The sequence below is a fragment of the Streptomyces sp. R-74717 genome (genome assembly GCF_047305335.1).
Classification (GTDB): Bacteria; Actinomycetota; Actinomycetes; order Streptomycetales; family Streptomycetaceae; genus Streptomyces; species Streptomyces atratus.
The window spans coordinates 7,687,475-7,706,905 of the sequence record NZ_CP102361.1; the positions used below are offsets into that span (position 1 = coordinate 7,687,475).

At 68.9% G+C, this 19,431-nt stretch carries 14 protein-coding genes; 7 read left to right on the forward strand and 7 right to left on the reverse strand.

Annotation, left to right across the window (positions count from 1 at the left end; all coding sequences use genetic code 11):
• Positions 1-38: 38 nt before the first annotated feature.
• On the reverse strand, positions 39-1,121 hold the full coding sequence (locus NRF20_RS35245) for a PAC2 family protein (protein WP_398629112.1): 1,083 nt from the start codon (positions 1,119-1,121) through the stop codon (positions 39-41).
• 256 nt (positions 1,122-1,377) lie between these two features.
• On the opposite strand from NRF20_RS35245, the gene NRF20_RS35250 reads away from it, so the two are divergent.
• The 5 genes from NRF20_RS35250 to NRF20_RS35270 all read left to right on the forward strand — a co-directional run bounded on the left by NRF20_RS35250 (position 1,378) and on the right by NRF20_RS35270 (position 7,384).
• Positions 1,378-2,718 (forward strand): L-fuconate dehydratase, encoded by a 1,341-nt coding sequence (locus NRF20_RS35250; protein WP_413753911.1) that lies wholly within the window; start codon positions 1,378-1,380, stop codon positions 2,716-2,718.
• Positions 2,715-3,494 carry an SDR family NAD(P)-dependent oxidoreductase gene (locus tag NRF20_RS35255; protein WP_398629110.1) on the forward strand — a complete coding sequence of 260 codons (780 nt, stop codon included), beginning with the start codon at positions 2,715-2,717 and terminating at the stop codon, positions 3,492-3,494. The genes NRF20_RS35250 and NRF20_RS35255 overlap by 4 nt, the downstream gene beginning before the upstream one ends.
• Before the next feature lie 146 nt (positions 3,495-3,640).
• Complete coding sequence (locus NRF20_RS35260) at positions 3,641-4,681, forward strand: sugar ABC transporter substrate-binding protein (protein WP_266362835.1); 1,041 nt, start codon at positions 3,641-3,643, stop codon at positions 4,679-4,681.
• Positions 4,682-4,814: 133 nt separating this feature from the next.
• Entirely contained in the window at positions 4,815-6,335 is a 1,521-nt protein-coding gene (locus NRF20_RS35265) for a sugar ABC transporter ATP-binding protein (protein ID WP_398629109.1), read from the forward strand.
• Positions 6,332-7,384 (forward strand): ABC transporter permease, encoded by a 1,053-nt coding sequence (locus NRF20_RS35270; protein WP_266362839.1) that lies wholly within the window; start codon positions 6,332-6,334, stop codon positions 7,382-7,384. The genes NRF20_RS35265 and NRF20_RS35270 overlap by 4 nt, the downstream gene beginning before the upstream one ends.
• Positions 7,385-7,483: 99 nt before the next feature.
• On the opposite strand, the gene NRF20_RS35275 is transcribed toward NRF20_RS35270, so the two are convergent.
• From NRF20_RS35275 to NRF20_RS35300, 6 genes are all read right to left on the reverse strand, one after another.
• A complete protein-coding gene (locus NRF20_RS35275; RefSeq protein WP_037700470.1) occupies positions 7,484-8,155 on the reverse strand; it encodes a FadR/GntR family transcriptional regulator in 672 nt (223 codons plus the stop codon).
• Between the two features lie 141 nt (positions 8,156-8,296).
• Entirely contained in the window at positions 8,297-9,355 is a 1,059-nt protein-coding gene (locus NRF20_RS35280; RefSeq protein WP_398629108.1) for an LLM class flavin-dependent oxidoreductase, read from the reverse strand.
• A gap of 134 nt (positions 9,356-9,489) precedes the next feature.
• On the reverse strand, positions 9,490-11,100 hold the full coding sequence (locus tag NRF20_RS35285; RefSeq protein WP_413753912.1) for an FAD-dependent oxidoreductase: 1,611 nt from the start codon (positions 11,098-11,100) through the stop codon (positions 9,490-9,492).
• A gap of 5 nt (positions 11,101-11,105) precedes the next feature.
• The gene (gene glpK / locus NRF20_RS35290) at positions 11,106-12,641 is read right to left on the reverse strand and encodes a glycerol kinase GlpK (RefSeq protein WP_398629106.1); all 1,536 of its coding nucleotides are present in this window, start codon (positions 12,639-12,641) and stop codon (positions 11,106-11,108) included.
• Between the two features lie 56 nt (positions 12,642-12,697).
• Positions 12,698-13,489, reverse strand: coding sequence for an MIP/aquaporin family protein (locus NRF20_RS35295; RefSeq protein WP_398629105.1), 792 nt, complete (start codon positions 13,487-13,489; stop codon positions 12,698-12,700).
• 249 nt (positions 13,490-13,738) lie between these two features.
• Positions 13,739-14,503, reverse strand: coding sequence for an IclR family transcriptional regulator (locus NRF20_RS35300; protein WP_229845830.1), 765 nt, complete (start codon positions 14,501-14,503; stop codon positions 13,739-13,741).
• Positions 14,504-14,742: 239 nt separating this feature from the next.
• Between NRF20_RS35300 and metH the strand changes: the two genes are divergently transcribed.
• Positions 14,743-18,255, forward strand: a complete 3,513-nt coding sequence (metH, locus tag NRF20_RS35305) for a methionine synthase (protein ID WP_413753913.1) — start codon at positions 14,743-14,745, stop codon at positions 18,253-18,255.
• Between the two features lie 120 nt (positions 18,256-18,375).
• The gene (locus NRF20_RS35310; RefSeq protein WP_266362850.1) at positions 18,376-19,077 is read left to right on the forward strand and encodes an HAD family hydrolase; all 702 of its coding nucleotides are present in this window, start codon (positions 18,376-18,378) and stop codon (positions 19,075-19,077) included.
• Positions 19,078-19,431 lie beyond the last annotated feature (354 nt).

The window sequence follows — 19,431 nt, forward strand, 5'->3', positions numbered from 1 at the left end:
CGGGGATGTACCCGACGCCCGGCGCTCCGCCGGTCTCATCAGTCCTCCGAGGATTCCTCCGACGAATCCTGCGGGCCGTCGTCGCCGTCGCTGTCCTCGTTCTCCTGGTCGGCCGATGGCTGCCGACCGGGCCCGCTCGCGGGCGGTGAGCCGGGTCCCGTCTCGCCCCCGGTGTCCGGCCGGACCGGCTTCGGCGGGCGGGTGCGGCCGCTGGAGGTGTCGCGCAGATACGAGGCGTCGCTGCTCTCCGTCGCATGCCCGCCGGGCGCCTGGCCCGGACCGACGTCCCGGCGACGCAGATAGCGCTCGAACTCCCGGGCGATGGCCTCGCCGCTCGCCTCGGGAAGCTCCGCGGTGTCCCGGGCCTCCTCCAGCGTCTGCACGTACTCCGCCACTTCGCTGTCCTCGGCGGCCAGTTGGTCGACTCCGAGCTGCCAGGCACGCGCGTCCTCGGGCAGCTCGCCCAGCGGGATACGCAGACCGAGGAGATCCTCCAGGCGGTTCAGCAGCGCGAGGGTGGCCTTCGGGTTGGGCGGCTGAGACACGTAGTGCGGCACCGCCGCCCACAGGCTCACCGCGGGCACGCCCGCGTGCGTACAGGCCTCCTGGAGGATGCCGACGATGCCCGTCGGACCCTCGTACCTGGTCTCCTCCAGGTCCATGGTCCGCGCCAGATCCGGGTCGGAGGTGACTCCGCTGACCGGTACCGGGCGGGTGTGCGGGGTGTCGCCGAGCAGTGCGCCCAGGACCACCACCATCTCCACGCCCAGCTCATGGGCGAAGGCCAGGATCTCGTTGCAGAACGAGCGCCAGCGCATGGACGGCTCGATACCCCGGACCAGGACGAGATCGCGGGGCTTGTCCCCGCCGATGCGGACCACGGAGAGCCGGGTGGTCGGCCAGGTGATCCTGCGCACCCCGCCGTCCAGCCAGACCGTCGGCCGGTTGACCTGGAAGTCGTAGTAGTCCTCGGCGTCCAGCGCCGCGAACACCTCGCCCTTCCACTCCCGGTCCAGGTGAGCGACCGCCGTGGACGCGGCGTCACCCGCGTCGTTCCATCCCTCGAACGCGGCCACCATGACCGGGTCGATCAGCTCGGGAACCCCCTCGAGCTCGATCACCCAGGCCTCCTTCCGAAGTTCCCTTGCGTACCCACCAACCTTACGGCTTCCGGCCACTCTCGCCGCAGCCCCTGTGCACAGCCGGGTGAACCTGACCCGCGAAGGTGCATCGCCGGTCGAATCAGGGCATCAGTCTCTGGATACATCCGAGCTGTGTCCAGTCAATTTCGTTCCAACTCTGGACGTTGGGGCCTTCGTGACGCTATACATCGGATGACCAGAGCAGAGGTCCGATGTTATTCCCCTGGGGGCGCACATGAGTCAGACCGTCACGGATTTCGAGGTCCACGACATCCGTTTTCCGACCTCGGAACAACTGGACGGCTCGGACGCGATGAACCCCGACCCCGACTACTCGGCCGCCTATGTCGTACTGAGCGCTGTTCCCGTTGGCGGCGCTGACGGCACTGACATCGAGGGGCATGGCTTCTGCTTCACCATCGGGCGCGGCAACGAGGTGATGGCCGCCGCCATCGAAGCGTTGCGCCCGTACGTGGTGGGGCGCCCGGTGCCCCGCACCGCGGCCGACCTCGCCGCGCTGCACCGTGAACTCACCCATGACTCCCAACTGCGCTGGCTCGGCCCCGAAAAGGGTGTGATGCACATGGCGGCCGGCGCGGTCGTCAACGCCGCCTGGGACCTCGCGGCGAAGCAGGCCGGCAGGCCCGTCTGGCAGTTCCTCGCCGAGATGACGCCCGAGGAGCTCGTCTCCCTCGTCGACTTCCGCTATCTCACCGATGCCCTCACCCCCGACGAGGCCCTCGCGATCCTGCGGGCCGCCGAACCGGGCCGGGCCGAGCGCGCCGAGCGACTGCGTGCCGAGGGCTACCCGGCATACACCACCTCGCCCGGCTGGCTGGGATACACCGACGACAAGCTCGTCAGGCTGGCGAAGGAGGCCGTCGCCGACGGCTTCACCCAGATCAAGCTGAAGGTCGGCGGCAATCTCGGCGACGATGTCCGCAGACTCGCCCTGGCCCGCGAGGCTGTCGGGCCGGACGTCCGGATCGCCGTCGACGCCAACCAGCGCTGGGACGTCGCCGACGCGGTGAAGTGGATGACCGCGCTCGCGCCGTACGACCCGCACTGGATCGAGGAGCCGACCAGCCCCGACGACATCCTGGGCCATGCCGCAGTCCGCGCCGGGCAGCCGGTCAAGGTCGCCACCGGCGAACATGTCGCCAACCGGGTCGTGTTCAAACAGCTGCTGCAGGCCGGAGCCGTCGACTTCGTCCAGATCGACGCGGCCCGGGTCGCGGGAGTCAACGAGAACCTGGCGATCCTGCTGCTCGCCGCCAAGTACGGCGTACCGGTCTGCCCGCACGCGGGCGGTGTCGGACTGTGCGAGCTGGTGCAGCACCTCTCGATGTTCGACTATGTGGCGGTCTCCGGCAGTTGGGAGAACCGTGTGATCGAGTACGTCGACCATCTCCACGAACACTTCGCCGACCCCACCGTGATCGAATCCGGCCGATACGCCGCCCCGAGTTCCCCGGGCTTCTCCGCCCGGATGCTCCCCGGATCGATCGCCGCACACCGCTATCCGGAGGGCCCGGTATGGCAGGCCCGCCGCACCACCGAGGAGGATGACCGATGACCGGCACAAGCGACTTCGAGGGCATGAACGCCCTGGTGACGGGAGGCGCCTCCGGCATCGGGGCCGCCGTGGCGACGATGCTGCTGGCGCGCGGTGCGCGTGTGGCCGTACTCGACCGTGAGACCGCAGGCGCCCCCGACGGCACGCTCGCCCTCAAGGCGGACGTCACCGACGACGCGGCCGTGCGCGAGGCGGTCGACCTGGCCGCCGGTGAACTGGGCGGTCTTCACTCCGTCGTGTCCAACGCGGGCATCGGTTCCATCGGCACGGTCGAGGACAACACCGACGACGAGTGGACCCGGGTCCTGGACATCAACGTCCTCGGCATGGTCCGCACCGCCCGGCACGCCCTGCCCCATCTGCGGCTCGCGGCGGCCGACCGCCCCGGTGCCGTCTCGATCACCCAGACCTGCTCGATCGCCGCGACCGCCGGACTGCCGCAGCGCGCCCTGTACAGCGCGAGCAAGGGCGCGGTCCTCTCGCTGACCCTTGCGATGGCCGCCGACCATGTCCGTGAGGGCATCCGGGTCAACTGCGTCAATCCGGGCACCGCGGACACCCCGTGGATCGGGCGGCTGCTGGGCCAGGCCGACGACCCGGCCGCTGAGCGAGACGCGCTGAACGCTCGCCAGCCGCTGGGACGGCTGGTCTCGGCCGACGAGGTGGCCGCCGCGATCGTCTACCTGGCCAGCCCCGCCGCCGCCTCGGTCACCGGCACGGCACTGGCCGTCGACGGTGGAATGCAGGGCCTGCGCCTGCGCCCCGCCGAGAACTGATTAAGGGTGCGCGACCCTCGGGCCTGTCCGGCGGACCAGGGCCGGACAGGCCCGAGCCGCACAAATGGGCCGCCCCCCTGTGCACCATGCACCGCCGCTTTGCCAACAGAGCTCCGAGCCGGTACTCCACAAAGGACGGGACACCAATGAGAGTGCGTACGACGAGTGCGGCAGCCTGCGCCGTACTGCTGGCAGTCACTGCCCTCGCGGGCTGCAACCGCGAGTCCACCGCTGACGGTGCGGGCAGCGGGAAGGTCGGCATCGACCTGCCGCGCAGCGACAGCGACTTCTGGAATTCGTACCAGAACTATGTGGAGAAGGGGGTCAAGGCGGGCGAGGTCAAGGCGCTGCCGCTGACGAACTCGCAGAACGACATCGGCAAGCTGGTCGCCAACGTCCAGACCTTCACGGACCAGGGCGCCAAGGCCGTCGTGATGGCACCCCAGGACACCGGTGCGATAGCCGAGTCGCTCAACACGCTGAACGAGAAGAAGATCCCGGTCATCAGTGTCGACACCCGCCCCGACAAGGGCAACATCTACATGGTGGTGCGGGCCGACAACAAGGCGTACGGGACCAATGCCTGCAAGTACCTCGGCGAGCAGCTGAAGGGCAAGGGCAAGGTCGTCGAGTTCCAGGGCGACCTCGCCTCGATCAACGGCCGCGACCGGTCCGAGGCGTTCAAGTCCTGCATGGACAAGGAATTCCCCGGCATCAAGGTCTTCGAGCTGGCCACCGACTGGAAGGGCGATGTCGCCTCCGCCAAGCTCCAGGCCACCCTGGCCGCCAACCCCGACATCAACGGCATCTACATGCAGGCCGGCGGTGTCTTCCTGCAGCCCACCCTCGCGCTCCTGGAGCAGAAGAAGCTGCTGAAGCCGGCCGGCACGCCGGGCCACATCACGATCATCTCCAACGACGGCATCCCGGAGGAGTTCGACGCCATCAAGGCCGGGAAGATCGATGCGACGATCTCCCAGCCCGCCGACCTGTACGCGAAGTACGCGCTGTACTACGCGAAGGCGGCCCTGGACGGTAAGACCTTCAAGGAAGGCCCCACCGACCACGACTCGAACATCATCAAGATCCCGAACGGCTTCGAGGACCAACTTCCCGCGCCCCTGGTGACCAAGGACAATGTGGACGACCCGAAGCTGTGGGCCAATCAGCTGGAGAAGAAGAGCTAGCCGTGGCTCCTCCCTCTCGTTGCCGAGAGGTCTTCCCTCTCGGCTCCGAGGAACCGAGACGCGGCCGAGCCCTGACTGCTGCCCGGGGGCAGGCCGCCAACATCACTACAGCGCTTCGCTGAGAAGGGGTCTGATGGAAAAGGCACCACCCGCCGTACAGGCGGAAGGCGTTGTCAAACGCTTCGGGCCCACCGTGGCGCTCGACGGGGTCCGGCTCACCGTGCAGCCCGGTGAGTCCCATGCCCTCGTCGGTCGCAACGGTGCGGGCAAGTCGACGCTGGTCAGCGTCCTGACCGGACTCCACAAGGCGGACGCGGGAACGGTCACGTTCGGCGGGGAGCCCGCGCCCGCCTTCGGGGACACCGCGGCCTGGCAGTCGAAGGTCGCCTGCGTCTACCAGAAGTCCATGGTCGTCCCCGACCTGACCGTCGCCGAGAACCTCTTCCTCAACCGTTTCGACGACAACTCCCGCTGGATCAGCTGGGGGAAGCTCCGCAGGCGTGCCGAGCGGCTCCTCGCCGACTACGGGGTCCAGGTCGACCCCAGCACCCGGGCGCGCGATCTCGCCGTCGAGCAGCGGCAGTTCGTCGAGATAGCCCGGGCGCTGTCCTTCGGTGCCCGGCTGATCATCCTGGACGAGCCGACCGCCCAGCTCGATGCCCGCGGCATCGGGCGGCTCTTCGACAAGCTCAGGGAACTGCAGAGCCAGGGAGTGGCGTTCCTCTTCATCTCCCACCATCTGCAGGAGGTGTACGAACTGTGCACGGCGGTCACCGTCTACCGCGACGCCCGCCATGTGCTGAGCGCCCCGGTCGCCGACATCGCCAAGGCGGAACTGGTGGCGGCGATGACCGGAGAGCAGTCCGCCGGCGCCACCGCCTGGCACGCGGGCGGTGACCGTGCGGCGGTACGGGATCAGTCGGCTGCCCCCGTCCTGCGCACCGAAGGGCTCACTCTGGAGGGCCAGTTCGAACCGCTGGACCTGGAGGTCCGCCCCGGCGAGGTGGTCGGCCTCGCCGGCTCCGCGGCCAGCGGCAACACGGCCCTGGGCGAGGCCCTGGCCGGTATGCGAAAGGCGGGCGGCGGCACGGTCTCCGTACACGGAAGGACCGTGCGCACCGGCAGTGTGCCGCACGCGCTGGACGCCGGGATCGGCTACATCCCCGAGGACCGGCACGACCAGGGCCTCGTCCTGGAACGCAGCGTCGCGGAGAACGCCACCCTCACGGTCACCGACCAGCTCGGCCCGTGGGGGACCGTACTGCCCTCCCGCACCAGGGAGTTCGCACGGTCGATGATCGCCTCGCTGGACATCAAGACACAGGGGCCCGAGCAGCCCGTCTCCGGGCTCTCCGGCGGCAACCAGCAGAAGGTGGTCGTCGCCCGTGCGCTGGCCCGCAGGCCGAGCGTGCTGGTGGCCGTGCGGCCCACCGCGGGTGTGGACATCAAGTCCAAGGACTCGCTGCTCGGAGTCGTGCGGCGGGTCGCCGACGAGGGAAACGCCGCAGTGATCATCTCGGACGAGCTGGACGATCTGCGGGTCTGCGACCGAGTGCTCGCCCTGTTCCACGGGCGTGTGGTCGCAACATTCGCAAGCGGGTGGACCGACGGGGAACTCGTCGCCGCCATGGAAGGTGTGGGGGAAAGGGAATGACCGGAACGGTACGGCCTGAGGCGGCCGACGGCATCGACAGCGGGCTGAAGGGCTCCCTGACGGGCGAGAGCCCGCTGGACCGGCTGAAGCTGATCCGGTGGAGCGACTTCTCCCTGGTACCGGTGATTCTGGTGCTGATGGTGATCGGGTTCATCGTCTCGCCGGTGTTCCTGACCTCCGAGAACCTGATCAGCGTCGTCCAGCAGTCCTCCGAGCTGAGCCTGCTGGTCCTGGGCCAGGCACTGATCCTGATCTGCGGACGGATGGACCTGTCACTGGAGTCGACGATCGGCATCGCGCCGGTCGTCGCGATGTGGCTGGTCCTGCCCGCGGAGGGAGGCCGCTTCGCGGGCCTCGGCCTGCTGCCCACCTGGTCGGCGATCCCGCTCTGTCTGCTGGTGGGCCTTGCCATCGGTGCGATCAACGGCTTCCTGATGCTGAAGCTGAGGGTCAACGGCTTCATCGCCACGCTCGGCATGCTCACCATGCTGCGCGGCCTGCACATCGGCATCACCGAGGGCAAGTCCATCACCGACGTCCCGGAGTCCTTCCGCTACCTCGGCAAGAGCGAATGGCTCGGCGCACCGGCCGCCGTCTGGATCTGCCTGGCGCTGTTCGCCGTCGGTGGCGCCGCACTGGCCTGGCTGCGCCATGGACGCTCGCTGTACGCCATCGGCGGCAACCCGGAAGCGGCGCGAGCCGCGGGCATCCGGGTGGACCGGGTCACCTGGATCGTGCTCGCCATCGGCGGTCTGCTGGCGGCCTTCGCGGGCATTCTCTACACCGGCCACTACGGATCGGTCGCGGCGACCCAGGGCAACGGCTGGATCTTCCAGGTGTTCGCCGCCGCGGTCATCGGCGGCATCAGCCTCAAGGGCGGCCGGGGCACCCTGTTCGGCGCGCTGACCGGCGTACTGACGCTCCAGCTGGTGGTCAATGTGATGACCCTCGGCGGTGTCCCGGCGCTCTGGAACCAGTTCCTCAACGGCGCCATCATCATCGTCGCCCTGGTCATCTCCCGCTTCGCGAGCGGTGAGAAGCAGGACTGAACCCGTTCTCGCAGACGCCGGCGGGGCTGATTCCTCAGCCCCGCCGGCGTTCGAGGTGCGGGGCCCGGTGCGGAGCACCGGTCACCCACCCGCCGCGCGCTACAGCGTCGACCGCAGCCACTGCTCGACGCTCGCCACGTGCACCGTCGCCCAGGCCCGCGCAGCCTCCGCATCCCGGTCCCGCAGCGCCGACACGATCGCCCGGTGCTCATGGAGCGTGCGGCTGACCGCGTCCTCCTGCGTCAGACCGCGCCAGACCCGCGCCCGGGTCGTCGGCCCCGACAGCCCGTCGAGCAGCGAGCAGAGCACCGAGTTCCCGGACGACTGCACGATGCCGCGGTGGAACTCCAGATCGCAGGCGACCAGCTCCTCCACCGAGGGCTGCGCACCCAGGGCATCCAACTGTGAGCTCAGTACGTCCAGTTGGGCCTCGCTGATCCGGGTCGCGGCCATCGCCGTCGCGGCCGGTTCCAGAATGCGGCGGACCGCGAGGAATTCGAGCACCGTGTCGTCGCGGTGGAAGTCCACCACGAAGCTCAGCGCCTCCAGCAGCAACTGCGGATCGAGGCTGGTCACGTACGTGCCGTCACCCTGCCGCACATCGAGAATGCGGATCAGCGACAGGGCGCGCACCGCCTCCCTCAGAGAGTTGCGGGAGAGCCCCAGCTCCGCCGCGAGTTCGCTCTCCTTGGGGAGCCGGTCGCCGGGCCTTAGCGCACCCGAGACGATCATTCCCTTGATCTTCTCGATCGCCTCGTCGGTGACAGCCATGACGGTCCTCCTGGATCCGGACTGGAATCAGACATCCGATGTCTCTCTTCATTATGCGGGTCGGAAGAGGCGGATGAACCAGGTCTGCTGCAGGTCGTCCCAGGTGCGCGGCTGCCGCACGGTCGTCGGGGCCGGGCGGGGTCAGTCCCAGAGCGCGGACGGTGCCTCACGCCGTACCACCGGAGCGATGTCCTCGGCGAACCGCCGCAGCGTCTCGATCTGCTCGGGGTGGCTGAGCCCGAAGCCGTCCACGGTGATCGATTGCAGATCGTGTCCGTACACCTCGTGCCAGCCGAGGATCTTGTCGATGATCTGCTGCGGGCTGCCGATCAGCTGGGGCCCGTCCGCGATGGCCTCCTCGATCGTCCGGAACGGCGTGTTGTAGCCGGCCCGGCCCTCCAGATGCGGCCGGGAAGACTGCTTCACCTTCGCCTCGTACAGCTCCTTGTAGCGCTCCACCGCCTGCTGCGAACTGTCGGCGATCAGCAGCCCGCCCGACCCCGCCGCCACATGCGCGCGGGCCGGATCGTGTCCGTACGCCTCGAAGCGCTCCCGGTAGTGATCGATCAGCCGGGCGTACGCCGCACGGGGCTGGATGGCATTGGCGGTGAACAGCGGATCGCCGTGGAGCGCCGCCAGTTCGGGGGAGTTGAGGCTGGTCGCCGAGCCGTGCCAGATGCGCGGCGCTCCGGCATACGGGCGCGGCAGGGTCGTCGTGTTCTTCAGCGCGGGACGGAACTCGCCCTCCCAGTCGACGCCCTCCTCGGTCCACAGCCGCCGCAGCAGCTCGTACTTCTCCTTCTGGAGGTCCCACTGCCGTTCCTCGTCGAGCCCGAAGAGGTCGAAGTGGCCGGCCTCCGCGCCCTTCCCGACGACCAGCTCGATCCGGCCCCTGGACATCTGGTCGAGCGTCGCGAAGTCCTCGGCCACCCGCACCGGATCGAGGATCGCGACGACCGTGACACCGGTCAGGAGCCGGATGGTGGAGGTACGGGCCGCCAGTGCGCCGAGCACCACACTCGGGCTCGACGAGAGGAACGGCCCGGCATGCCGCTCGCCGATCGAGTACGCGTCGAAGCCGAGCCGCTCCGCGACGACTCCGGTCTCGATCACCTCCTCGAACCGCTCGGCGGGGGAGGGGCGTTGACCGTTCAGCGGGTGCGGGGCGTGGCCGATGAGGGACAGTACGGAGAGCTTCATGGTTCAACTGTCCCTGCGTCATATTGCACCTGTATGGCAACCGTGTGGCGCGTTCACCGGGCTGAGGGCTCCCGGACATACGGTCGGGGCGGCCCCCCACCTGGGAGCCGCCCCGACCTACGCGTTCGAGCCCGTCAGCTCCGGTCGCCGAGCATGGACTCGACGCCGGCCCGGATCTCGTTCGTCGCCAGACCCCGGATCGTCAGCGTCGTGCGGCGGCGCAGCACATCGTCCGCCGTCTCGGCCCACTCGTGATCACGTGCGTAGGCGACCTGAGCCCAGATCTCCGGCGCGTCCGGGTGGATGCGCTCGGCCAGCGCCGGGTTCTCGTTCGCCAGCCGTGCGATGTCGAAGGAGAGCGAGCCGTAGTGCGTGGCGAGGTGGCGGGCCGTGTCGGCCGCCATGCGCGGACCGGGCGTACCGCCGTCGACCAGCAGCCGGTGCGCCACCGCGTTCGGGTTGGCGATGCCGGGCAGCGGGAGCTTCTTCGGCAGGTGCGAGATCGGCTCCATGTCCTCCGCGAGAGGGTGCCCGGGGAGCGCGGCCAGCTTGTTCATCACCGTCCGGCCGATGTGGCGGAACGTCGTCCACTTGCCGCCCGCGACCGACAGCATCCCGCCGCGGCCCTCCGTCACGACCGTCTCGCGCTTGGCCTTGGACGTGTCGCCCGGGCCGCCCGGCAGCACTCGCAGGCCCGCGAAGGAGTAGGTGATCAGATCGCGCGACAGCTGCTGGTCCTTGATGGAGAACGCCGCCTCGTCGAGGATCTGCGCGGTGTCCTTCTCGTTGACCGCGACGTCCGCCGGATCGCCCTCGTACTCCTCGTCCGTCGTACCGAGCAGCAGCATGTCCTCCCACGGCAGGGCGAACGTGATGCGGTACTTGTCGATCGGGGTGGCCAGCGCGGCCTTCCAGGGACGCGTGCGCTTGAGCACCAGGTGCGCGCCCTTGGACAGACGTATCGAAGGCGCCGCGTTCGGGTCCTCCATCTTGCGCAGGTGATCGACCCACGGGCCGGTGGCGTTCAGCACGAGGCGGGCATCGACGCCGAACTCCGTGCCGTCCGTACGGTCCTCCAGGTCGGCGCCCGTCACCCGGCCCTTGGTGAACCGCAGCCCGGTCACCGCCGCGTGGTTCAGGACGACCGCACCCGCGTCGACGGCCGCGCGGACCGTCATCAGTGCCATCCGGGCATCGTTCATCTGGTCGTCGCCGTAGACCGCGACGGCCTTCAGATTGTCCGTACGCAGCTCCGGCACATCGCGCTGCGCCTTCGCCGGGCTGATCACATGCCCGACCCCGTCACCGAACGCGGAGAGCGCCGAGTACGCGAACACACCCGCACCGAGCTTGGCCGCGCCGTGCGGGCCGCCCTTGTAGACCGGCAGGTAGAAGGTGAGCGGATTCGCCAGGTGCGGGGCGACCTGACGGGACACAGCGCGCCGCTCGAAATGGTTCTCCGCGACCAGCTTCACCGCGCCGGTCTGCAGGTAGCGCAGACCGCCGTGGAGCAGCTTGGAAGAGGCGGAGGAGGTGGCGCCGGCGAAGTCGCCGGCGTCCACCAGGGCCACCCGCAGCCCGGACTGCGCGGCGTGCCAGGCGGTGGAGATGCCCAGGATGCCGCCACCGATCACCAGGAGGTCGTACGTCGCCTTGGAGAGCTGCTCCCGAGTCTCGGCGCGGCTCGGAAGGGAGCCGGAGGCCGGGTGCGTCCCGAGTGACGGGACGCTCTGCTGGGTGGTCATTGTGATTACTCCTCGACTGTGCTGTCTTCGAGCCAGCCCATGGTCCGTTCCACGGCCTTGAGCCAGCTCTTGTACTCGCGGTCGCGGGTGTCCGCGGCCATGCGGGGTGTCCACTCGGCGGCCCGGCGCCAGTTGGCGCGCAGCGCGTCGGTGTCCGGCCAGAAGCCGACGGCGAGACCGGCGGCGTAGGCGGCGCCGAGGCAGGTGGTCTCGGCGACCATGGGCCGCACCACGGGTGCGTCCAGGAAGTCGGCGAGTGTCTGCATCAGCAAGTTGTTGGAGGTCATACCGCCGTCGACCTTCAGGGCGGAGAGCTCGACACCGGAGTCCTTCGTCATGGCGTCGGTGATCTCGCGTGTCTGCCAGGCAGTGGCCTCCAGGACGGCACGGGCGATGTGCGCCTTGGTGACGTACCTGGTCAGACCGGCGATGACGCCGCGGGCGTCGGAGCGCCAGTACGGGGCGAAGAGACCCGAGAAGGCGGGCACGAAGTACGCACCGCCGTTGTCCTCGACCGAGGAGGCCAGGGTCTCGATCTCGGCCGCGGACTTGATCAGGCCCATCTGGTCACGCATCCACTGCACCAGCGAGCCCGTGACGGCGATGGATCCCTCCAGGGCGTACACCGGCTTCTGGTCGCCGATCCGGTAACCGACCGTCGTCAGCAACCCGTTGTACGAGTTGACGGGCGTCTCACCGGTGTTCATCAGCATGAAGGTGCCGGTGCCGTACGTGGACTTGGCCTCGCCCTTGGAGAAGCAGGTCTGGCCGAAGAGGGCCGCCTGCTGGTCGCCGAGCGCGGAGGCGACCGGGACACCGTCCAGGACGCCGCCCTTGGCGGTGCCGTACACCTCGGCGGAGGAGCGGATCTCGGGCAGCACGGCCGCCGGGATCTCCATGGACGCGAGGATCTTGTCGTCCCACGCCAGGGTGTGCAGGTTCATCAGGAGGGTGCGCGAGGCGTTGGTGACGTCGGTGACATGGACGCCGCCGTCCGTGCCGCCGGTCAGGTTCCAGATGACCCAGGAGTCCATGGTGCCGAAGAGGATGTCGCCGCGCTCGGCGCGCTCGCGCAGCCCCTCGACGTTGTCGAGCAGCCAGCGGACCTTGGGGCCCGCGAAGTACGAGGCGAGCGGCAGACCGGTCTCGCGGCGGAAGCGGTCCTGGCCCACGTTCCGGCCGAGCTCCTTGCAGAGCGCGTCGGTGCGGGTGTCCTGCCAGACCAGGGCGTTGTGGACGGGCTCACCGGTGTTCTTGTCCCAGAGCAGTGTGGTCTCGCGCTGGTTGGTGATGCCGATCGCCTTCACATCGGCGGCGGTGATGCCCGCCTTGACGATGGCGCCGGCGACGACCTCCTGGACGTTCTCCCAGATCTCGGTCGCGTTGTGCTCGACCCAGCCCGGCTTCGGGAAGATCTGTTCGTGCTCCTTCTGGTCGACGGAGACGATCCGGCCGTCCTTGTCGAAGACGATGCAGCGGCTGGAGGTGGTGCCCTGGTCGATGGCCGCGATGAACGGGCCGGTGGTGTGTGCGTCGGTCACGGTGTGCTCCCGGAAGTCTGTGTGGTCTTGAGGGTTACGGCTCTGTGCGCCACGGCTCAGGCGAAGGCGACGTTGTAGAGCCCGCCCGCGATCGCGCCGCCGATGAGCGGTCCGACGACCGGGATCCATGCGTAGCCCCAGTCGGAGCCGCCCTTGTTCGGCAGCGGCAGCAGCGCGTGCACGATACGCGGACCGAGGTCGCGAACCGGGTTGATTGCGTAACCCGTCGGCCCGCCGAGGGAGAGACCGATACCGACGACGACCAGAGCGGTGACCAGTGCGCCGAGCGTGCCCAGGCCGTTGCCCTCGTTGTTGAGGCCCTGGGTGAGGATCGCGAGCACGAGCACGACGGTGGCGATGATTTCGGTGACGAGGTTCTGCACCGCGTGCCGGATCTCGGGGCCGGTGGAGAAGATGCCCAGCACGGGGCCCGCCTTCGGGGCGGCGGCCTTGTCGACCATGCCCTCTTCACCCGACTGGGCTCCCAGGATCTCCGGATCGGTGAGATGCGCCCGGAACTGCCCGTAGTACGTCAGCCAGACCAGCACCGCGCCGATCATCGCGCCGAGCAGTTGGGAGCCGAGGTACAGCGGTACGTCGCTCCACTTGGTGCCGCCCTCGATCGCGAGACCGATCGTGACCGCCGGATTGAGATGCGCGCCGGAAACGCCACCGGCCAGATATGCGCCGGTCAGCACGGCGAAACCCCACCCGAAGGTGATGGCGAGCCAGCCGGCGTTCTGCGCCTTGGAGCGCTTGAGAGTGACGGCGGCACAGACACCGCCGCCGAGCAGGATGAGTACGGCGGTACCTATGGTCTCGCCGATGAAGATGTCGGAGCTGGACACCCGCGACTCCTTTGTCCTTCGTCCAGGGAAGCCGAACCCCGGGTCCCTCCGGTGGTCCGCGCCCTCACGTGAGGGCGTTTTCCGGCCCTTGGCGCTGTCACACCTTAACGCGAAATTCCGTTAGCTGTTCGACAATGCCGACCGGTGAACGGCAATGCTTCCCCCAGGTGAATCAGGCGTCAAGGGTTGTGTGGCCTATAACTCGATCGTTACCGACGAGCCGTCGGTAACGATCAGCGGCCACGGTGGTCAGAAGGGCCGGGCGCCCAGATCCCTGGAGACCGCGCGGGCACAGTCCCGCACTGCGGCGATCAGCTCGGGGCGCAGCTCCCCGTCCGCGCAGACCCGCTCCACCGCGCCGGTCACGGCCACCGCGCCGACCGGCATCCGCCGCCGGTCGTGGATCGGGGCGGCCACCGCGGCGACGCCCTCCCAGGTCTCCTCCACATCGGCTGCCCAGCCGCGGGCCCGGATCAGGTCGAGCATCGTCTCGAACTCCTCCGGATCGGTGACGGTTCGCGGGGTGAAAGACCTCCGCTCGGCCTCCAGGGCCTCGGTGTGCGCCACCGGGTCGTACGCCGAGAGCACCTTGCCCAGAGCCGTGGAGTGCAGTGGCTGCATGGCCCCCACCTCCAGGACCTGCCGGCTGTCGTCGGGCCGGAAGACGTGGTGGACGATGAGGACGCCCTGCTGGTGCAGGACCCCCAGATGGGCGCTCTCGCCGCTGGAGCGGGCCAGGTCGTCCGTCCAGACGAGCGCGCGGGCCCGCAGCTCGTGGACGTCCAGGTAGCTGTTGCCCAGACGCAGCAGCTCGGCGCCCAGCTGATAGCGGCCGGACACCGCGTCCTGCTCGACGAAGCCCTCGTGCTGGAGTGTGCGCAGGATGCCGTGCGCGGTGCCCTTGGCCAGGCCCAGTGAAGAGGCGATGTCGGACAGCCCCAGCCGACGCTCGCCGCCTGCCAGCAGGCGCAGCATCGCCGCCGCCCGCTCCAGCGACTGGATGTTCTTGGCCATCGCGCCGTACTCCTCCACCTTGGTTCGACAATGCTGAACACTATCGGTCGATGTCGACCTGTGCTCGATCCCACAGGAAAACTGCGGCACCACTGTGATTCGGACATCTCCCCGCACAGCATGCCGTCCGTTCCGTGGGACGGAGTGACGGCCCCGGGCGCTGCCCGGCTACGCTGGCCTGGTGCGCCTTCCGCCGAAGACGCAAAGCCGACAGCCGTCGCATCCCAGGGAGTACATCCATGGCCTCGTCGCCGACCCCTTCCGCCGACAGCCGGAACCGAGCCGAAGCCCTCCGCGAGGCACTTGCCACCCGGGTGGTGGTGGCCGACGGTGCCATGGGCACCATGCTCCAGGCGCAGGACCCCACCCTCGAGGACTTCCAGAACCTCGAAGGCTGCAACGAGATCCTGAACGTCACGCGCCCCGACATCGTGCGCTCCGTGCACCAGGAGTACTTCGCCGTCGGCGTGGACTGCGTCGAGACGAACACCTTCGGCGCCAACCTGGCGGCCCTGGGCGAGTACGACATCGCCGAGCGGGTCTTCGAGCTCTCCGAGTCAGGCGCGCGCATCGCCCGCGAGGTCGCCGACGAGTTCACCGCCTCCACCGGACAACAGCGCTGGGTGCTCGGCTCCATGGGCCCGGGCACGAAGCTTCCGACGCTGGGTCACGCCCCGTACACCAAACTCCGCGACGCCTACCAGCAGAACGCCGAGGGCATGATCGCCGGCGGGGCCGACGCCCTCCTGGTCGAGACCACCCAGGATCTCCTGCAGACCAAGGCCTCCGTCATCGGCGCCCGCCGCGCCCTGGAGGCCACCGGTGCCAGTCTTCCGGTGATCTGTTCCGTCACCGTGGAGACGACCGGCACGATGCTGCTCGGCTCCGAGATCGGCGCGGCGCTCACCGCTCTGGAACCGCTCGGCATCGACCTCATCGGCCTGAACTGTGCCACCGGCCCCGCCGAGATGAGCGAGCACCTGCGCTACCTCGCCCGCCACTCGGGCATTCCTCTCTCCTGCATGCCCAACGCCGGCCTCCCCGTGCTCGGCAGGGACGGCGCGCACTACCCGCTGTCCCCGGCCGAGCTGGCCGACGCCCAGGAGACCTTCGTACGCGAGTACGGCCTCTCGCTGGTCGGCGGCTGCTGCGGTACGACCCCGGAGCACCTGCGCCAGGTCGTCGAGCGGGTCCGCGGCGTCGCCGTCACTCCCCGCACCCCGCACCCCGAGCCGGGCGCCGCGTCCCTGTACCAGACCGTCCCGTTCCGCCAGGACACCTCGTACCTCGCGATCGGGGAGCGTACGAACGCCAACGGGTCGAAGAAGTTCCGCGAGGCCATGCTGGAGGCCCGCTGGGACGACTGTGTGGAGATGGCCCGCGAGCAGATCCGCGAGGGCGCCCACATGCTCGACCTCTGCGTCGACTACGTGGGCCGCGACGGTGTGGCGGACATGGAGGAGCTGGCCGGCCGCTTCGCCACCGCCTCCACCCTCCCGATCGTGCTCGACTCCACCGAACTGCCCGTCCTGCGGGCCGGTCTGGAGAAGCTCGGCGGCCGTGCCGTCCTCAACTCCGTCAACTACGAGGACGGCGACGGACCCGAGTCCCGCTTCGCCAAGGTCACCGCGCTGGCAGGCGAGCACGGCGCCGCGCTGATCGCCCTGACCATCGACGAGGAGGGCCAGGCCCGTACCGTCGAGCACAAGGTCGCCGTCGCCGAGCGGCTCATCGAGGACCTGACGGGCAACTGGGGCATCAAGGAGTCGGACATCCTCGTCGACACCCTGACCTTCACCATCTGCACCGGTCAGGAGGAGTCCCGGGGCGACGGCATCGCCACCATCGGGGCCATCCGCGAACTGAAGAAGCGCCACCCCGACGTCCAGACCACGCTGGGCCTGTCCAACATCTCCTTCGGCCTCAACCCGGCCGCCCGCGTCGTGCTGAACTCCGTCTTCCTCGACGAGTGCGTCAAGGCCGGACTCGACTCGGCGATCGTGCACGCCTCCAAGATCCTGCCGATCGCACGCCTCGAGGAGGAGCAGGTCAAGGTCGCGCTCGACCTCATCTACGACCGCCGCGCAGAGGGCTACGACCCCCTCCAGAAGCTCATGGAGCTCTTCGAGGGCGTCAACATGAAGTCCATGAAGGCGGGCAAGGCCGAGGAACTCCTCGCCCTGCCGCTCGACGAGCGCCTCCAGCGCCGCATCATCGACGGTGAGAAGAACGGCCTGGAGACCGACCTCGACGAGGCCCTGCAGACCCGCCCGGCCCTCGACGTCGTCAACGACACGCTGCTCGAAGGCATGAAGGTCGTCGGTGAGCTCTTCGGCTCCGGCCAGATGCAGCTGCCGTTCGTGCTCCAGTCCGCCGAGGTCATGAAGACCGCGGTCGCCTATCTGGAACCGCACATGGAGAAGTCCGACGCCGAGGGCAAGGGGACCATCGTCCTGGCCACGGTCCGCGGCGACGTCCATGACATCGGCAAGAACCTCGTCGACATCATCCTGTCCAACAACGGCTACAACGTCGTGAACCTCGGCATCAAGCAGCCCGTCTCCGCGATCCTGGAGGCCGCCGAGGAGCACCGCGCCGACGTCATCGGCATGTCCGGCCTCCTGGTGAAGTCCACCGTGATCATGAAGGAGAACCTGGAGGAGCTGAACCAGCGCAAGCTGGCCGCCGACTTCCCGGTGATCCTCGGCGGCGCGGCCCTCACCCGGGCCTATGTCGAGCAGGACCTCCACGAGATCTACGAGGGCGAGGTCCGCTACGCCCGCGACGCGTTCGAGGGGCTGCGCCTGATGGACGCCCTCATCGCGGTCAAGCGCGGCGTCCCCGGCGCCACCCTCCCCGAACTCAAGCAGCGCCGCGTCCCCAAGCGAGACACGGCGGTCCTGGAGGTCGACGAGCCCGAGGAGGGCGTCCGCTCCGACGTCGCCGTCGACAACCCGGTCCCCGCACCGCCGTTCTGGGGCACCCGGGTCGTCAAGGGCATCCAGCTCAAGGAGTACGCGTCCTGGCTGGACGAGGGCGCGCTCTTCAAGGGCCAGTGGGGTCTCAAGCAGGCCCGCGCCGGTGACGGACCGACGTACGAGGATCTGGTCGAGACCGAGGGCCGCCCGCACCTGCGCGGCTGGCTCGACAAGCTGCACACGGAGAACCTGCTGGAAGCCGCCGTCGTCTACGGCTACTTCCCCTGCGTCTCCAAGGGCGACGACCTGATCCTGCTCCACGAGGACGGCTCCGAGCGCACCCGCTTCACCTTCCCGCGCCAGCGCCGCGGCCGCCGCCTCTGCCTCGCGGACTTCTTCCGCCCCGAGGAGTCCGGCGAGACGGATGTGATCGGCCTCCAGGTCGTCACCGTCGGCTCGAAGATCGGCGGCGAGACCGCGAAGCTCTTCGAGGCCAACTCCTACCGCGACTACCTGGAGCTGCACGGCCTGTCCGTACAGCTGGCCGAGGCCCTCGCCGAGTACTGGCACGCCCGGGTCCGCTCCGAGCTCGGCTTCGGCGGCGAGGACCCCGCCGATGTCGAGGACATGTTCGCGCTGAAGTACCGCGGTGCGCGCTTCTCGCTCGGCTACGGCGCCTGCCCCGACCTGGAGGACCGGGCGAAGATCGCCGAGCTGCTCCAGCCCGAGCGGATCGGTGTGCATCTCTCGGAGGAGTTCCAGCTGCACCCGGAGCAGTCCACCGACGCGATCATCATCCACCACCCGGAGGCGAAGTACTTCAACGCGCGGTAAGACGCCGTTCAGCGCGCGGTAGCCGGACAAGTCGTACACTGGTCGGTCCAGTGCAGGCCGGTCGCCCTTCCCACGGGAAATGGCGGCCGGCCTTCTCGTCCCTTACGGAAGGTGTGCCGGATGACCAGCACGGTTCCCGCGTCCATGACCCGCACGGCCGAAGGCGCCGCTCTGCAGGCCGTCCTGCTCGACATGGACGGCACGCTCGTCGACACCGAGGGCTTCTGGTGGGACGCCGAGGTGGAGGTCTTCGCCGAGCTCGGACATCAGCTCGACGAGGCCTGGCGGGACGTGGTGGTCGGCGGGCCGATGACCCGCAGCGCCGGCTACCTCATGGATGTCACCGGCGCGGACATCACCCTCGCCGAACTCACCGTGCTGCTCAACGACCGCTTCGAGAGGCGCATCGGCCGCGGGGTGCCGCTGATGCCGGGCGCGGCACGGCTGCTGGCCGAGCTGGCCAGGCACGAGATTCCCACCGCCCTGGTTTCCGCCTCGCACCGGCGGATCATCGACCGGGTGCTGGACTCGGTGGGCGCCCACCACTTCGCCCTCACCGTCGCGGGCGACGAGGTCTCCCGTACCAAACCGCACCCGGAGCCCTATCTCACCGCCGCGTCCGGCTTCGGGGCGGTCCCCGAGCTCTGCGCGGTCATCGAGGACACCGCGACCGGCGTCGCGGCGGCGGAGGCCGCGGGCTGCCGGGTGGTCGCCGTACCGTCCGTCGCGCCGATCGCCCCTGCCTCCGGCCGAGTGGTCGTACGTTCGCTCGAAGAAGTCGATCTCGCATTTCTCCGGGGCCTGATCACGGGATTGCAGTGATCCGCACACCGAGAGTGTTTCTGTGAATAAATCGAAAAACTCTCGGCGTCGGATGGTGCATTTTCTGTCGTACGTAAGTGTGTGCAAGCCGGGCGTACGGCAAAGGGAGGAAAGAGCCCCGGGCGTGAGCTTTATCACCTGAATGACCTTTGAAGGCTTTTCGAGATCCACCGAGATGTCCGTTTTGGTGTGTTGAAATGTCCAAATTAGTGAGGCCCTGTACGAAACCTTCCTGGACGAGGAAACGGCTCGCCGCTAATTCCCATCACCGTCTGATTACGCATCGGGACATCTCCGGTCCGGCATTGCCGACGGCGCCTACTAATGTCGCTTTCTCAATGCACGGATGAGGGA

Coding starts and splice junctions, on each gene's coding strand:
- NRF20_RS35250 (WP_413753911.1), top strand. CDS start 1,378: ATGAGTCAGACCGTCACGGATTTCGAGGTCCACGACATCCGTTTTCCG.
- NRF20_RS35255 (WP_398629110.1), top strand. CDS start 2,715: ATGACCGGCACAAGCGACTTCGAGGGCATGAACGCCCTGGTGACGGGA.
- NRF20_RS35260 (WP_266362835.1), top strand. CDS start 3,641: ATGAGAGTGCGTACGACGAGTGCGGCAGCCTGCGCCGTACTGCTGGCA.
- NRF20_RS35265 (WP_398629109.1), top strand. CDS start 4,815: ATGGAAAAGGCACCACCCGCCGTACAGGCGGAAGGCGTTGTCAAACGC.
- NRF20_RS35270 (WP_266362839.1), top strand. CDS start 6,332: ATGACCGGAACGGTACGGCCTGAGGCGGCCGACGGCATCGACAGCGGG.
- NRF20_RS35275 (WP_037700470.1), bottom strand. CDS start 8,155: ATGGCTGTCACCGACGAGGCGATCGAGAAGATCAAGGGAATGATCGTC.
- NRF20_RS35280 (WP_398629108.1), bottom strand. CDS start 9,355: ATGAAGCTCTCCGTACTGTCCCTCATCGGCCACGCCCCGCACCCGCTG.
- NRF20_RS35285 (WP_413753912.1), bottom strand. CDS start 11,100: ATGACCACCCAGCAGAGCGTCCCGTCACTCGGGACGCACCCGGCCTCC.
- NRF20_RS35300 (WP_229845830.1), bottom strand. CDS start 14,503: ATGGCCAAGAACATCCAGTCGCTGGAGCGGGCGGCGGCGATGCTGCGC.
- metH (WP_413753913.1), top strand. CDS start 14,743: ATGGCCTCGTCGCCGACCCCTTCCGCCGACAGCCGGAACCGAGCCGAA.
- NRF20_RS35310 (WP_266362850.1), top strand. CDS start 18,376: ATGACCAGCACGGTTCCCGCGTCCATGACCCGCACGGCCGAAGGCGCC.